Raw genomic sequence first — 13,410 nt, 5'->3', positions numbered from 1 at the left:
ATTTTTTGTTGTTTTGACGGGCAAATTTAAGCAATTTCCGCATTTCCGTTGACTTTTTAATGATAATCATTATCATTCGCATCTTGTCCCGTAGCCAGCTAACTGTCCGTCATTTGCCAACGCCATGCATTCGGAGTGCCAGCCAACTATCTTCGTTTTTGTTGTTAATTGGAAAATAAATGGCTATCCATGCGCGCGCCGACCGGCGTCACAAATTCAATCGGTTTGCAGTGTGTGTGGCGCTTGCCACTCCCTTAGCCGCCCATTCTCAAAGCGCTGAACAGAGCGCGGTTACCCTGCCTGAGATTCAGGTCAAGGCGCAAACGCTGGGAGAAACCACGGAAGGCACAGGCTCATACACGACCGGCAAGACCAAGACAGCCACGCCGTTAAGCATGTCGCTGCGCGATACGCCACAGTCGGTGTCGGTGGTGACGCAGCAACGCATTGAAGACCAGGGCTTGATGACGGTGACGGATATTGTCAACAATGTGACCGGAATCTCGGTGAATCAATACGAAACTAATCGCGCCAAGTTTACTGCTCGTGGCTTTGATATCGACAATCTGCAAATCGACGGAATTCCCACTACGTGGGACCAGGCCTGGAGTTCGGGTGAGGTCGCGAGCAGTCTGGCAATTTACGACCGCGTAGAGGTTGTGCGTGGCGCGACCGGTCTGATGACGGGCAGCGGCAATCCCTCCGCAGCGATTAACCTTGTGCGCAAACGTGCTGATAGCAAGGAGTTTAAGGGCTCGGCAGAGATCGGCGTGGGTAGCTGGGGTGAACGTCGGGCCTTGATTGACCTATTTACGCCGTTAAACCAAACGGGCACAGTACGCGCACGCGTGGTCGGTGAATACAAGCAAGGAGATAGCTGGGTCGATCTGATGCATAGTAAAAATCAGACTGTATATGCGACGATTGAGGCGGATCTGACGCCAAACACATTGTTGTCCGCAGGTTTCAGCCAGCAGGATACCGCGCCAAAAGGACCCATGTGGGGCGGTTTGCCTTACTGGTACACCGATGGTTCGAAAACAAATTGGGATCGCTCAAAGACCTCTGCCGCTGGCTGGACACGCTGGGACACGTCCTATCAAAACACTTTTGTGAATCTCGAACATCGTTTCGATAACGGCTGGAAATTGAGCACCTCCTACAGCCATGGCGACCGGACTGGCGATTCCTATCTGTTGTATCTGTCGGGAGTTCCAGATCGGACGACTGGCCTCGGTATGAACTCATTTGCCGGTTCGTACAAGACGCATACGCAGCAGGATGACATTGGCCTGCATGTGAGCGGCCCTTTCGAGTTGGCTGGTCGCAAGCATGAAGCGGCATTCGGCTATATGTATTCTGAGCAGAAGTTTAATTCTGACAGCCGCGCAGCCGATTCCAGCGCGCCGGTTGGCGACTTCAATAACTGGAACGGCGCTGCTTATCCAGAGCCAACCTGGGGTGCGCCGAGTTTTTATGAAGGCAGTATCACCAAGCAGCAGGCGCTTTTCGGCGTGGTGCGGTTCTCGCTCGCCGATCCGCTCAAACTGATTATCGGTGCCCGCGTTACCAACTACGAAAAAACAGGCCACGGCGTCAATACGCCCGAATATGCATTAAAGAATAACCGTGAAGTGACGCCTTACGCTGGCCTTGTCTACGACATCAACGAGACCTACTCTTCGTATGTAAGCTATACCGACATCTTCCAGCCGCAGAATCTTAAAGATTTCGGCGGAAAGAGCCTTGACCCTATTATTGGCAAAAGTACCGAGGCTGGTATCAAAGGAGAGTTTCTAGATGGACGCCTGAATGCCTCTTTGGCGCTGTTCCAGATCAAGCAAGATAACCTTGGACAAGAAGCCGGCCTGGTCGATCGCGATGGCGCCGGGCCGCTTGCACCAGAGCCATATTACCGCGCTGTAAAGGGAGCAACTAGCAACGGGTTTGAGTTAGATGTTTCGGGCGAGTTGGCGCGAGGTTGGAATGCCAGTGTTGGCTATACCCAGTTCAAGGCCACAGACGCTTCCGGTGCGGATATCAATAGCGTTTACCCGCGTCAGCTATTTCGCGTGTTTACAACTTATCGTCTGCCAGGTGATTGGAACGCTTTAACAGTTGGCGGTGGCGTCAACTGGCAGGGCCGTACCTATACGGTTGACCCTAATGCTCCGGCCTCCACTAACGGGATGATTGAACAGAAGTCCTACAGCCTGGTTAATCTGATGGCGCGCTACGAGTTCACCAAGCAGCTCTCGGCGCAACTCAATGTCAACAATGTGCTCGACACAAAGTACTTCGGCATGTTTCCAGCGTATGGTGCGCTGACCTACGGTGCGCCGCGCAACGCTACGCTGACATTGAAGTATCGGTTTTAAGCGGTTTTAATTATTTTGATGGGCGGGCCGGCGCTTGACAGCTTCGGTCCGTTTTTATTTCAGGTGTACTTAAAAACCATTCGATTTCTTATAGATATTTAAGGTGTAAAACGATTAATTTCATGGCGTATTGCATACGTAATTCCTAATAATTGTGCGCTATAAAAAGGTTTATCTATTCGTAATAATCACAGGAACTTGAATGGTTTGTCCATTCTGTTCACCATCAAATAAATAAAAATATCCAGTTTCTAAGGGGCGCTTCATGGCTGGCTTGGTATTGTGTATGGCAGAGTTATTAAGGGGATGATGATAAGCGTGTCGTTAAGTGATGATGTTGCCGTCAAACATACCGTCATCCCATGTCGGATTGTCATGAACGAGTCAGGATCGCCCTAAAATGAAAAAGCCGCAATCTCATACGAGAGTTGCGGCTTTTTGAACATCTTAAAACGATTCATTGGGGCGGCGGGAATCGCATACCACTTGGAAATTAGTATGATTACTAGATTCCGTTGTTTTCATACTTAGACATACCGTCAAAAATACCGTGCAAAGCTAGTTGCTGCGTTCTAGCAACAGATTTCAACAAGACGCACTTTATCTGAATATTCTTAGGCGATAAGCCGCGCCGCTTTCTTGTACCCAGCTCCAATTAGGTCCTGATTTTGTCAGATCGCTGGTATCCCGTAGCTCTTTGGGCGAGTTTGGCATGCTAAATTTCTGAAAAACGGCAAATACGAAAGTCACTCGACGGTATGCGCCTCGAAAAAGCATCTCATAAAGGTAGAATTGTTGTTATGGGCTAGTCGGAGCATGTCAGTGTCAGGACACCTCCCGCGTACTTATCAAATAAATATTACTGGTAAAAAATGCTACAAGTTAAAAATGCAGTGTCGACACTAAAAGATGAGTGGAACGTGTTGGAAGCCCAACATAAATGGTTTGTCTCAAAAATTGATGAACTAAAAGATCAATCAGACTTGGCAACCGACTTGGTTAGGAGTGTTTTTGTAAAGGAAATCCTATCCATTTCCAGCAGAATGGAAGAAGCGTCGACTAAATTAGAGTTTGAGGTAACTAAGATCGAACAGAAAGCTGAGTTTCATGAAAATCTTTTGAATGATATAGCAGCTTCTGATGCGGTAAGTACAGAGTTAGAACGACTAAGCAAAGAATTTCACGATGCGAAGGAAAATTTTAATGCTTTAGTAGAGCCATCGGAAAATGATATTTCAACGTATCAAGAAAAAATAAAGTTATTTCGCGAAATCACAAAAAAATCCAAAATTTTGAAGCCGATAATTCTCGCAATGGAACTTTATCAATCTATTGAAGAAGGGGACGAATTAAAAGGAATTGAAATTATGAAGTCACCAAGCTTTGGGTTGCAAATAGTTAAACAGTTAGTCGAGTTTGTTCGTATGGATGAGCAGCACAGAAATGTGGATTTTGCGGAATTATTAAAAATCAGGGGTAAATTGGAAAATATTAAGTCGGGATGGAAAAATCGGCATACAAACACAGATCAATCTCGATTCATCGCCATGATTAAAGAAAAAAATATAATAATACATAGCGTCAAGGAACTAATCGCTTTGAATGAGGTAAAAAATTTCCACACCAAAGGAAGATATAAAATAGACGACTACAATCCGATTACTTTGAGTAATTGGTATCATAAAGCTATGCCGCATGTGAAATTCCACATCGGCGCTCCAAAACAAAAATGAAATAGTCGTCGTTACCTGGTCCCAATTGCATTTGACCTCATAGGGTAATTTTCATAGAGTAAATTGTTCGATATTGTTCTCCCCATGCTGTGAACTTCACAGGACCACATAGGAGAACAAAATGCTACAGCTTCAATCAACAGGCCCGCTTTGGCGTTTGCCTCGTGTCATCACAGAATCTGGACTGTCCAAATCCGAGATTTATCGTCGTATTAAGTTGGGGACTTTCCCCCGTCCTGTTGAGCTGGGAATCCGCGCTCGCGCATGGCCGTCTAAATCAATTGAGGATTGGATCGGTTCCTTACGCCATGGAGCGCTAAATTGAGCGGCTCCATAGCACGGTCCATGGTCTGGGCAGCTCGCGCACTAAACGAATGCGACGAGCAACTTGTGGCTCGGCAGGCACGCGTACCGGTAAGTTTGCCGCGTCAATCCGAGCGTCTTCAGAAAGGTGAGCGCAAGGACCGACAGGCGAAAGGTCTGAACCAGAAAAAGACCAGTGGTAATTACATACCTGACTCCCAGGCAGTGCTTCGCACCTGCCCAGGAAATTCGCTCGCCCCCAATGAGGCACACCAATTGCCTGCGCGATTACATGACCGGCATTTGGTACCGCACAAAGCCAGCACTGGCGCGGTGTGTACGCTGAATACACCCGCTTCCTATCAAAAATGGGCCTTCTAAAAATGAAAACAAGACCTGTAACAATAAGACTTATGGAGGCGATGCACAAAGAAATCGGTTTTGCAGCCGAGACAGACGGAGCAACGTTCGCCGATGTAATTCGAAACGCGTTGAGTTTGTATCTGAAAAACCGTCGCAACAGTAATTCTGAAGTCGTGCTGATTGCATTAGTTCAGCATTTGTCTTCTGAAATTCGTAGTCAGTCATTAAAAATCGATGTCATCAATTCTGCCACGAGCGAGATAAAGCAACGGCTTGATGACTTTGAAACCACAACCTAAAAGGAAATAAAAATGAAGCATTCAGTGGATTTCAGTAACCCGGACGTGCAGCAGCAAATCGGTATCTGTGCAGTTGATGCGGCTTTACGCATGATGCAATTGGGCGGAAAAGACCAAGGCCTTGGCTTCAAACGGTTGCAGCGTTTTCCGATCGAAAAAATGAAAGCCGAAATTCTCAAAGCTGCAAAAGAAAATAACCCTTCGATTGTCCTATTTTCCGGCAAAGAGTGGTTCTGGCCGACTGTTATTTCAATAATAGAAAAAGGGCCGCCGCTTCCACCGCCAGCATTGCTAAAGTGATAGGAATTTAAATTACGTAGCGCAGGGTAGTTATACCTTGCGCCATAATTTTAATTATTTATCGAATTTAATACGAATAACAGTTTCTGAATGCGTTATTTTAAATTCAAAACGTAAAGGATAGATATGGAATTCAATACAACTTTAGCAGAGGCTGCGTTTGGGCGTCTCTATATAAGCGCCTGTAGTAAATCAAAAGATAGAGAGCAAATAGTAAAATTTTTTTGCACAGCACGAACAATAACAAATACGCACGTGACTTTTGACTTAAGGGCCGTTGATGGTTGTGATTCTTCTACGGTCAGCGATATGGTGTTTCTCTTTTCATGGATGTTGAGAAAAATTTGCATTGATCGCACGAGAGCATCCAAGGATTTAGGTCCTGAAAAAAATAAAGACTGAGAGATGCAAACCAACGTAAATGGTGTTTGGAAAATTGAGGCTGGATTCCAGCTTGGTGTCTTCGTGTTCCTTCTGTCGAGCGTAATACTGACTTGGGCAGGCTTTCACATCTCGTTCCCCTTGATTGATCCGACATGGTCCTGGCGAGGATGGACACAGTTGCCTCCTGCTGTGTTCCATTTTTGGTTGGCGAAGGCTGGGTACAAAGCGGCATCTTGGTCTGTGGAGGAAAGTTTAATTCGCCAATCCGGCACGGCCGTTGCTTTTTCAATTCACGTCTATGCACCGGTCGTGATTTCGACCTTTGCTGGTGTGTTGGTCGGATATCACGGCGCTAAGCCTGGAGACGGATTAATTCATTTGCGTGGCACACGGTATTTTTATGGGCGAGACGCGATCAAGAGTGGGCGCAAATCGTCTCTTGCCGAATGTGCCGACGGGGAATCAGGTATTCGCATACATCCGTCTATCCAGTTGAGCCGCGCCAGAGAACTACTGGGTGTGCTAGTGCTTGGTAGTCCTGGTAGCGGCAAGACACAAGTCTTATGGTCGGCACTTTTGCAGATGATTGCACGACCCAGCGCAAAAATATTTTTGCTCGACAACAAGGGCGATTTTACTGGGCAGGTTGATCCTTCAATTTCAATAATCCTCGCGCCATGGGATAGTCGATCGGAAGCGCTGGATATTGGGGCGACGGTTAAAACCGAACTGGATGCAGAACTATTCGCAGCATCGACGGTGCCAGTTTCCAAAGGCGAAAATGCTGTCTTCAGTAAAGCTGCACGCTTGATGCTGACAGGTCTCATTGTTTGTCTTCAAAAAACACACGGAACAAAATGGGGGTGGACAGATCTAGCCCAAGCGATTGAAGCCCCGGCCAACGAAATAGTCGAAGCATTTACGCGCCACTTCGCCATTGGTCTAAAAATATTCCGAGAAAACTCGCGCACCAGTGAGTCGGTCGTCTTCGACCTGATTAGAGAGTTGGCATTCATCCGTCATCTCGCTACTGCCTGGCCGATATCGGTTGGCAAGTTCAATCTCAATGAGTGGTTGAAAGATGACTCGAATTGCAAACCAGTTCTCTTGCTGCAAGTGAATAAGGCGTTTGCATCCGTATCAGATCCGCTTTGTTGCGCCGTGCTGAATCTGATTTCGCGTCAGGTTTTGTCGCCGCAGTTTCCTGATAACGCGAACAGACGACTGTATTTTTTGCTGGATGAAATCGCACAAATTCCATATGTGGAACAGCTCAAAAATCTTACTGCTCTGGGACGTTCGAAAGGCGTTTCAATTTGGCTCGGCCTTCAAGATATCGGATTGCTTATTGAGACGTACGGCAGACAAGAAATTGATTCACTAATTTCGATGCTGCGAACAAAAATCATTTTGCAAATTGGTGCTGGCCCCGGCGCTGACTATGCTTCAAAGCTGCTCGGAGCACGAGAGGTCGAAAGATACGATTCATCGAAAAACGCTGAAGACGCGGGAAAAATTGCGACCTTAAGTCAAGTACAACCGCAGCAACTCGTTCTGTCTGACCAGGTGTCTGGTTTGAAACTCGCGTCGCTGAGACGCGGTATTCAAGGATGGCTTTCGATCGACGGGTGGGGGATGACTTTGCAACTGAGATGGCCGGCGAAAAAAATTCCACTGGTTCGGAGCGGCTTAATTTTGGCAGATTGGGCGAGTCCAGACTGCGATCAAACACAGCCGTCTCAAGCCAACGGCACTTTCCGAAAAATTGACGCAATAGTTGCATCAAGAATTCCTCTAGCAAAAAAAACAGCTGTGAAAATTAAAAGAAAGGCAGAGCCAAAATGATGACTTTTAGCCCCATTGCAGCTGCAGAAGAAGCGGTCGAATATTTCGAGAATTTAGCAGAAGAGGATTATTACGAGAAGGGTGGTGAACCACCCGGCCTTTATCTTGGCGGTCTGTCTCCGGCACTTTGGATCCAGGGTCAGGTAAAACCGGGCGAGTTAGGACTATTGTTGCGGGGCTTCCACCCCAAAACCGGCGAGAACTTGGCGAGTAATGCAGGGCCGGAGCATAAGCCTGGGTGGGACTTTACGTTTTCCTCGCCCAAATCTGTGTCGACGGCTTGGGCATTGGGAGGCACGGAGATTCGAGAGTCAATCAAACAAGCCCAGGCGAAAGCAGTGGCGTCTGCATTGGCTTTTTTGGAGCAACATGCATTTTCTAGCCGCGATCGGAATGATGGGTTTGAAAAAATTGACAGAGTGCTGGCTGCCGCGTACGAACATGGCACAAGCCGGGAGCTCGATCCTCAACTGCATACCCACGTTTTATGCGCGAATCTCGGATTGCGAAAAGATGGCACGGTCTGTGCGATCGACTTTGACTCAAGATGGAAAATGGCGGCGGGAGCCGTTTATCGGGCGCAACTAGCCCATGAAGTGAAGATGTCGGGTTTCTCTATTCAACAGGAAGGGAGGGGGAGCTTCAGCATTGTCGGCATTGATAAATCCATCTGCGATGTATTCTCAACGAGGCGGCAGCAAATTCTCGCCTATGCCAATGAGACCGGTTTTACTAGTCATGCTGGGATGAAAATTGCGACACTCGCAACCAGGCAATCAAAACCATTGTGCGAATCCCGCGCTACCTTGTTGGATGAGTGGGAGGAAACGGGCCGCCAGAACGGAATTGCCAGCGGCGATATTCAACTGCTGCGCTCATTCGCACCACAGTGCTTGTTTATGCCTACACCCACACAAATGTTTGATCTGATGACTGAAAAAATGTCCACATTCACGCCGATGCAACTGCATCATGCGGTTGCAGTGGTGGCGCAGGGGATTAAGGACGCCGAAGAAATTGACAAGTACATCACAGACCTGATGTGTCATGCGGAACTGGTCCGCCTGATCGCTAAAAACAATCAGATCGACAAGAGATCTGGCTCGACAGAGTGTCGCTACACAACCCAATCACAAATCAAGCTGGAGCAGGCCTTGGTTGAAAATGCACAAAGTCGCGCCGGAGAGTTGAACCACTACGCCAGTCCTTCTGACGCCATAGCTGCACACAAGACGCTCACCGAAGAACAAATATCCGCCTTACGCTATATAACAGTTGATCCCGGTGGAGTGAAAATCGTGCAAGGAATGGCCGGGACGGGGAAAGGATTTATGTTGAGGGCAGCACGCGAAGCGTGGCAAGCGGCGGGTTTGGATGTGCGGGGGGCGGCGCTAGCCGGAAAAGCAGCTGACGGACTAGAGCAATCCGCCGGGATTCATTCACAAACAGTTCATTCATTAATAGAAGAGCTGGAAAAGGGAACAGTAAAGCTATCACCACAATCAGTTCTTGTTATCGACGAAGCAGGAATGATCGGTTCGAAACAGCTTTCAAAGCTGCTGAATCAGATTCATGATGTGGGTGCTAAAGCGGTTCTGGTTGGGGATAGTCGGCAGTTGCAGCCTATTGATGCGGGCGGCGCTTTTCGTTTGCTGGCAGAGCGGCTAGGCTACGCATCATTACGGAATGTCATACGCCAACGTCATGACGTTGATAAAGAAATCGTGCGTCAATTTGCAGAAGGGAGCGTTGCACAGGCATTGGTTTTGATCAAAGCACGCGGCGGGATCGCGGTATGCGCCAATGTCTCTTCAGCTATGTTGAAAATGGAAGAGGAGTGGGCTGCTCAGTTTGACTCATCTAGACCGCAAGAAGCGTTAATGCTGGCCGGGACACGAGCAGAAGCATTTCATCTTAATCAGTTGGCGCGAGAACGCGCTCGTCGGGACAAACGTTTTGGAAGATCTGTTCAAGTTGAAACTGTCATCAATGATATCCGCTACGAGCGCGAATTTGCTGAGAACGACCGCATCATTTTTTGTCGGAACAATCGCTCGATCGGCGTCAAAAATGGTGACCTAGGCACTGTACTTGGCATCGACCAGCGAAAAGATGGTCACTACGTTTTCCAAGTTCAGCTTGATAGCGGCCGGGCGATTCAATTTGTTTTCGGAGATCCAAAAAAACTAGGCCGCCTTGGTTGTCAGGAGATCGAATATGGGTATGCCATGTCGATGCATAAAGGCCAGGGAGTCACGGCAGATAAAGTGTTCATTCTGATGTCCGAAGGAATGGGTGACCGCGAATGGAATTACGTGGGGGTGAGTAGGGCGCGAGATAAAACGCGCATCTTCTGCTCAGAGGAGTTTGCTAAACAGTTGCAAAATGTAATGTCGAGGTCACGCCAGAAAGATACATCGCTCGATTATCAGTTGGAACAAGAAATGGCGACCTGATTTGGGCGCACCCTATTGCCAGATAGACAAAAGCGTATTTCATCGGTTATTCTGAGTGCCATAAATGTAATGAACAAGTTGTTCTGGTATGCGACCACAATGGGGAACCTGAAGCTTGGCGCTGCGACTTCGATTTCTGCTCGACACAAACATTCTAATTCCACTTCAGGACTCTTATCAGGTTCTTGAGCCGAATCTGACTGACTTCGTTCGATTAGCCGGAGTCGGTGGGCATCAGTTGCTCTACCATCCCGCGACCATTGCGGATTTTCGGCGAGATACCGATGAGCAGCGGCGCGAAATGAATCTTCATCGTCTTGCGCAATACTCACAGCTTGATAACCCTGCACGATGCCCTTGGAATACGCCGGAAACTACGGCCAACGAGGCATGCGATAACGAAATTCTCTATGCCCTTGAATGCGATGCGGTGCATGCATTAGTTACTGAGGACAGGGGTATTCACGGTAAGGCGCGAACAAGAGGATTGAGTGATCGTGTTTATACGATCCAAATGGCGCAATACTGGCTCCGTGGGCTGCACGAGCCGAAGCAGGAGGTTCTTCCCAATATTGAGGATGTACCGCTGCATAGCCTGACACCAAGTCTAGCTACGGATTTCTTTGATAGCTTGCGTGAAGGGTACGCCGGGTTTGATGAATGGTTTCGTCGTACGGCGCGCGACGACCGGCGAGCGTGGGTGTACAGGGACGAACATGGAAATTTGTCGGCACTTTGTATTTATACCGTACAAAATGGTGAGGTTCTCAATGATGCGAAAGAGTGCCTTACTGGAGATGCGCTCAAACTTTGCACCTTCAAGGTTGGTGAAAAGGTTCGCGGACGGAAAATCGGAGAGCTATTTCTCAAGGCCGCATTCCGCTATGCCACCAATAACGCATGCGAACATCTGTTCATTCATGCCGATGCCGAGCGCCACGATTACCTTTTGCGTTTACTAGAAGATTTTGGTTTTGAGGAACGCGGGACGTATTCAGGTGATCTAGTGATGGTGAAGACTCATCCGCTATCAGCTCCTGAGCCAGCTGGATTGCCGCCGCTCGACTATGCTCGTCGATATTTTCCACATTTTAGATATGATGCGGACGTACAGAAATTCATCGTTCCCATCTTGCCGGAGTATCACGAAACGCTTTTTCCTGATTACAGTCCGCATCAAGGCCGCTTGTTCAACCCGTCGAACAGCGTAGGCAACGCGATCAAGCTGGCCTATTTGTGTCATGCGAAGACAACTGCTATCGGCGCTGGTGATGTCTTACTGTTCTACCGTACACATGACGAGATGTCTGTAACCACAATTGGTATCGTGGATAAGTTTAAGGTGCTACAAGACCCTGCCGAAATAGCCAGCCTCGTCAGCCGCCGGACGGTCTACAGTCAAGAAGAAATAGAAACAATGGCGAAAAAACAGACGAAAGTTATTCTCTTCCGTTCGGTCGAGCATCTATCTCGACCAGTTAGCTATGCTCAACTTCAGCGGGAATGCGGTGTAGCAGGACCAATTCAATCAATTCGACACATTCATGATGACCAATTCTCAAAAGTGCTTACTGCCGCAGGGTGGAAGAGCCATAGTTCTTTCAATTAAGCCTAAATACGCTGAGCTAATTCTTGCTGGTACGAAAACAGTCGAATTGCGTCGTATGTGGGCTGCCGAGCAGGTGGGAATGATTGTTATCTACGCCAGTTCTCCAGTTTGCCGCCTTGTGGGACGCGTGAATGTGCAAGACGTCGTGAGAGCGGCACCGTCCACTCTATGGAAACACAGTGTTCAACGCGGCGGAGGACTGACTAGGCGTGAGCTTTTTGACTATTTCAGCGGTAAAGATGCTGGGTATGCCGTGCTCTTGGATGACGTTGTTAAATTCGAGAAAATGATTGAGCCGCAGGCTGTCATTGAGAATTTTTCGGCACCGCAATCGTTTCGCTACTTGTCGGCAGCTGAAATACGAAAACTCGAACAGAAAGTGCGAATAAGGAAGGCTAAACAGTGATTATTTTCGTTGCTGGCATTCATGGTGTCGGGAAGACCTATCTTGCCGCCCCCATAGCTAAACAACTCGGAATCAGGCATGCGACAGCGAGTCAGTTGATAAGAGAAGAGCGTGGGGGGCAATCGTGGGGTAAAGATAAACAAGTTAGCGAAGTGGACGATAACCAGACTGCTCTAATTTCAGCAGTCTCAAGATTGAAAGAAAGTGATCCATCGCTACTGCTTGATGGGCATTTTGTTCTTCGTGGCGAACATGGCGTGCATATACCGATTGCGGAAAAGGTATTCCGTTGTTTGCGAATTGACGCTGTTCTATTGCTTGAGTGTGATGTTGAGGTCATCTCGGTGCGGTTGTCAGAACGGGGCGATCATTCGTGGAACGTTGCGGACTTAGCGTCCTTTGCGATAGCTGAGGCCGCCCATGCCAATAGGGTTGCCACAATGCTTGGCTTGCCCTTGCAAATTATGCGGACTCCTAATCCAGCCCAGTTCAAGGAAGTTGTTGAAGCTTTGCTAAAGAGGCGTCCACATATACAAATAAACGCTTAACCAATGTGCCGCAGCATGTCCGTGTTGAGTGATTTGTCGTCATACTCATTGGTAGTCACAGTTTTCATATTTTGAGATCAAAGTGTTGTGCAATTCTTGTATTGCTTCAGAGTGTTCATGCGTAGGTAAACTGGTGATGTCAAAGTCGATGCAGATTTCGATGTCTTTTAGCGAGATGTAATTTCGATGGAACAGGTTAGCTTCTATCTCTTGATCTGGGGTTGCATACTCGCGTTCTTCTTGGTCTGAACCTCCGATCAAAAAACGGCCGTACACTTCTTGAATAATCGGACGCATACATCGCTGAATGTTGGCCACTTCTAGCATCATCTCCTTGATTTCGGTGTCAATCGATTTTTGGTCGTTGAAGAAGACAGTGCCACTGGGATGTGCGATCTTGTTGCGACGCTTTACAAATTTCGCGAATTCACCGACTTGCTCGTTTCCGCAACCTATTAGTTTTAGGAAACGGAAGATCTGCGATTCCTTCAGTTTTTCGTAAAATTTGAACGGCGTGTCAGCGTCGAGGAGCGTATTCTCAGACTCGCTTTGAAAGCCGACGAGCGCATTCTTGAAATCTTGTTCGCGAACCAACCGGATTTGCCAGATCGAAAAACTGACGAAGCTCATATATAGCAGGTGAAAGGCGAGGCTGGAGAATTCGTATTTCCCCGTCGCGTAGTTGCTCTGAAAGGCATCCCAGAGAAAAGTAATATACTTGCCCTCGGATTGCGTCTTGTACGACACGGGGAGATAGTCTGCTAATTCGAGTGCCTCGTCCATAGC

13 protein-coding genes are annotated in these 13,410 nt (G+C 47.9%); 12 read left to right on the top strand and 1 reads right to left on the bottom strand.

Annotation, left to right across the window (positions count from 1 at the left end; translation table 11 throughout):
- The first annotated feature begins 179 nt into the window (after nucleotides 1–179).
- The 12 genes from fhuE to C7W93_RS15460 all read left to right on the top strand — a co-directional run bounded on the left by fhuE (nucleotide 180) and on the right by C7W93_RS15460 (nucleotide 12,624).
- Nucleotides 180–2,378 (top strand): ferric-rhodotorulic acid/ferric-coprogen receptor FhuE, encoded by a 2,199-nt coding sequence (gene fhuE / locus C7W93_RS15510; RefSeq protein ID WP_108441139.1) that lies wholly within the window; start codon nucleotides 180–182, stop codon nucleotides 2,376–2,378.
- Nucleotides 2,379–3,250: 872 nt separating this feature from the next.
- A complete protein-coding gene (locus C7W93_RS15505) occupies nucleotides 3,251–4,111 on the top strand; it encodes a hypothetical protein (RefSeq protein WP_108441137.1) in 861 nt (286 codons plus the stop codon).
- Between the two features lie 121 nt (nucleotides 4,112–4,232).
- Nucleotides 4,233–4,436, top strand: coding sequence for an AlpA family transcriptional regulator (locus C7W93_RS15500; protein WP_108441136.1), 204 nt, complete (start codon nucleotides 4,233–4,235; stop codon nucleotides 4,434–4,436).
- On the top strand, nucleotides 4,433–4,795 hold the full coding sequence (locus tag C7W93_RS15495; RefSeq protein WP_146177571.1) for a hypothetical protein: 363 nt from the start codon (nucleotides 4,433–4,435) through the stop codon (nucleotides 4,793–4,795). Before C7W93_RS15500 ends, C7W93_RS15495 begins: the two co-directional genes overlap by 4 nt.
- A 2-nt stretch (nucleotides 4,796–4,797) precedes the next feature.
- Complete coding sequence (locus C7W93_RS15490; protein ID WP_146177570.1) at nucleotides 4,798–5,076, top strand: hypothetical protein; 279 nt, start codon at nucleotides 4,798–4,800, stop codon at nucleotides 5,074–5,076.
- Nucleotides 5,077–5,088: 12 nt separating this feature from the next.
- Nucleotides 5,089–5,376 (top strand): hypothetical protein, encoded by a 288-nt coding sequence (locus tag C7W93_RS15485; protein WP_108441129.1) that lies wholly within the window; start codon nucleotides 5,089–5,091, stop codon nucleotides 5,374–5,376.
- A 126-nt stretch (nucleotides 5,377–5,502) separates the two neighbouring features.
- On the top strand, nucleotides 5,503–5,778 hold the full coding sequence (locus C7W93_RS24485) for a hypothetical protein (RefSeq protein ID WP_146177569.1): 276 nt from the start codon (nucleotides 5,503–5,505) through the stop codon (nucleotides 5,776–5,778).
- Between the two features lie 3 nt (nucleotides 5,779–5,781).
- Entirely contained in the window at nucleotides 5,782–7,605 is a 1,824-nt protein-coding gene (locus C7W93_RS15480) for a type IV secretion system DNA-binding domain-containing protein (protein ID WP_108441127.1), read from the top strand.
- Nucleotides 7,602–10,061 (top strand): MobF family relaxase, encoded by a 2,460-nt coding sequence (gene mobF, locus C7W93_RS15475; protein WP_108441125.1) that lies wholly within the window; start codon nucleotides 7,602–7,604, stop codon nucleotides 10,059–10,061. Before C7W93_RS15480 ends, mobF begins: the two co-directional genes overlap by 4 nt.
- Before the next feature lie 115 nt (nucleotides 10,062–10,176).
- Nucleotides 10,177–11,670: a GNAT family N-acetyltransferase gene (locus tag C7W93_RS15470; protein WP_108441123.1), complete on the top strand. Its 1,494-nt coding sequence runs from the start codon at nucleotides 10,177–10,179 to the stop codon at nucleotides 11,668–11,670.
- The gene (locus tag C7W93_RS15465) at nucleotides 11,606–12,076 is read left to right on the top strand and encodes an ASCH domain-containing protein (RefSeq protein WP_108441122.1); all 471 of its coding nucleotides are present in this window, start codon (nucleotides 11,606–11,608) and stop codon (nucleotides 12,074–12,076) included. The genes C7W93_RS15470 and C7W93_RS15465 overlap by 65 nt, the downstream gene beginning before the upstream one ends.
- Nucleotides 12,073–12,624, top strand: coding sequence for an ATP-binding protein (locus C7W93_RS15460; protein WP_108441120.1), 552 nt, complete (start codon nucleotides 12,073–12,075; stop codon nucleotides 12,622–12,624). Before C7W93_RS15465 ends, C7W93_RS15460 begins: the two co-directional genes overlap by 4 nt.
- Nucleotides 12,625–12,669: 45 nt before the next feature.
- Here C7W93_RS15460 and C7W93_RS15455 read toward each other — a convergent pair whose 3' ends face one another.
- On the bottom strand, nucleotides 12,670–13,407 hold the full coding sequence (locus tag C7W93_RS15455; protein WP_108441118.1) for a hypothetical protein: 738 nt from the start codon (nucleotides 13,405–13,407) through the stop codon (nucleotides 12,670–12,672).
- Between the last annotated feature and the right edge of the window lie 3 nt (nucleotides 13,408–13,410).

It is taken from the genome of Glaciimonas sp. PCH181, from assembly GCF_003056055.1.
Lineage (GTDB): Bacteria > Pseudomonadota > Gammaproteobacteria > Burkholderiales > Burkholderiaceae_D > Glaciimonas.
Note: the sequence above shows the minus strand (reverse complement) of the source record. Positions and strands in the feature narration are given on the sequence as shown.

Coding starts and splice junctions, on each gene's coding strand:
- C7W93_RS15465 (WP_108441122.1), top strand. CDS start 11,606: ATGATGACCAATTCTCAAAAGTGCTTACTGCCGCAGGGTGGAAGAGCC.
- C7W93_RS24485 (WP_146177569.1), top strand. CDS start 5,503: ATGGAATTCAATACAACTTTAGCAGAGGCTGCGTTTGGGCGTCTCTAT.
- C7W93_RS15490 (WP_146177570.1), top strand. CDS start 4,798: ATGAAAACAAGACCTGTAACAATAAGACTTATGGAGGCGATGCACAAA.
- C7W93_RS15485 (WP_108441129.1), top strand. CDS start 5,089: ATGAAGCATTCAGTGGATTTCAGTAACCCGGACGTGCAGCAGCAAATC.
- C7W93_RS15505 (WP_108441137.1), top strand. CDS start 3,251: ATGCTACAAGTTAAAAATGCAGTGTCGACACTAAAAGATGAGTGGAAC.
- C7W93_RS15455 (WP_108441118.1), bottom strand. CDS start 13,407: ATGGACGAGGCACTCGAATTAGCAGACTATCTCCCCGTGTCGTACAAG.
- mobF (WP_108441125.1), top strand. CDS start 7,602: ATGATGACTTTTAGCCCCATTGCAGCTGCAGAAGAAGCGGTCGAATAT.
- fhuE (WP_108441139.1), top strand. CDS start 180: ATGGCTATCCATGCGCGCGCCGACCGGCGTCACAAATTCAATCGGTTT.
- C7W93_RS15480 (WP_108441127.1), top strand. CDS start 5,782: ATGCAAACCAACGTAAATGGTGTTTGGAAAATTGAGGCTGGATTCCAG.
- C7W93_RS15500 (WP_108441136.1), top strand. CDS start 4,233: ATGCTACAGCTTCAATCAACAGGCCCGCTTTGGCGTTTGCCTCGTGTC.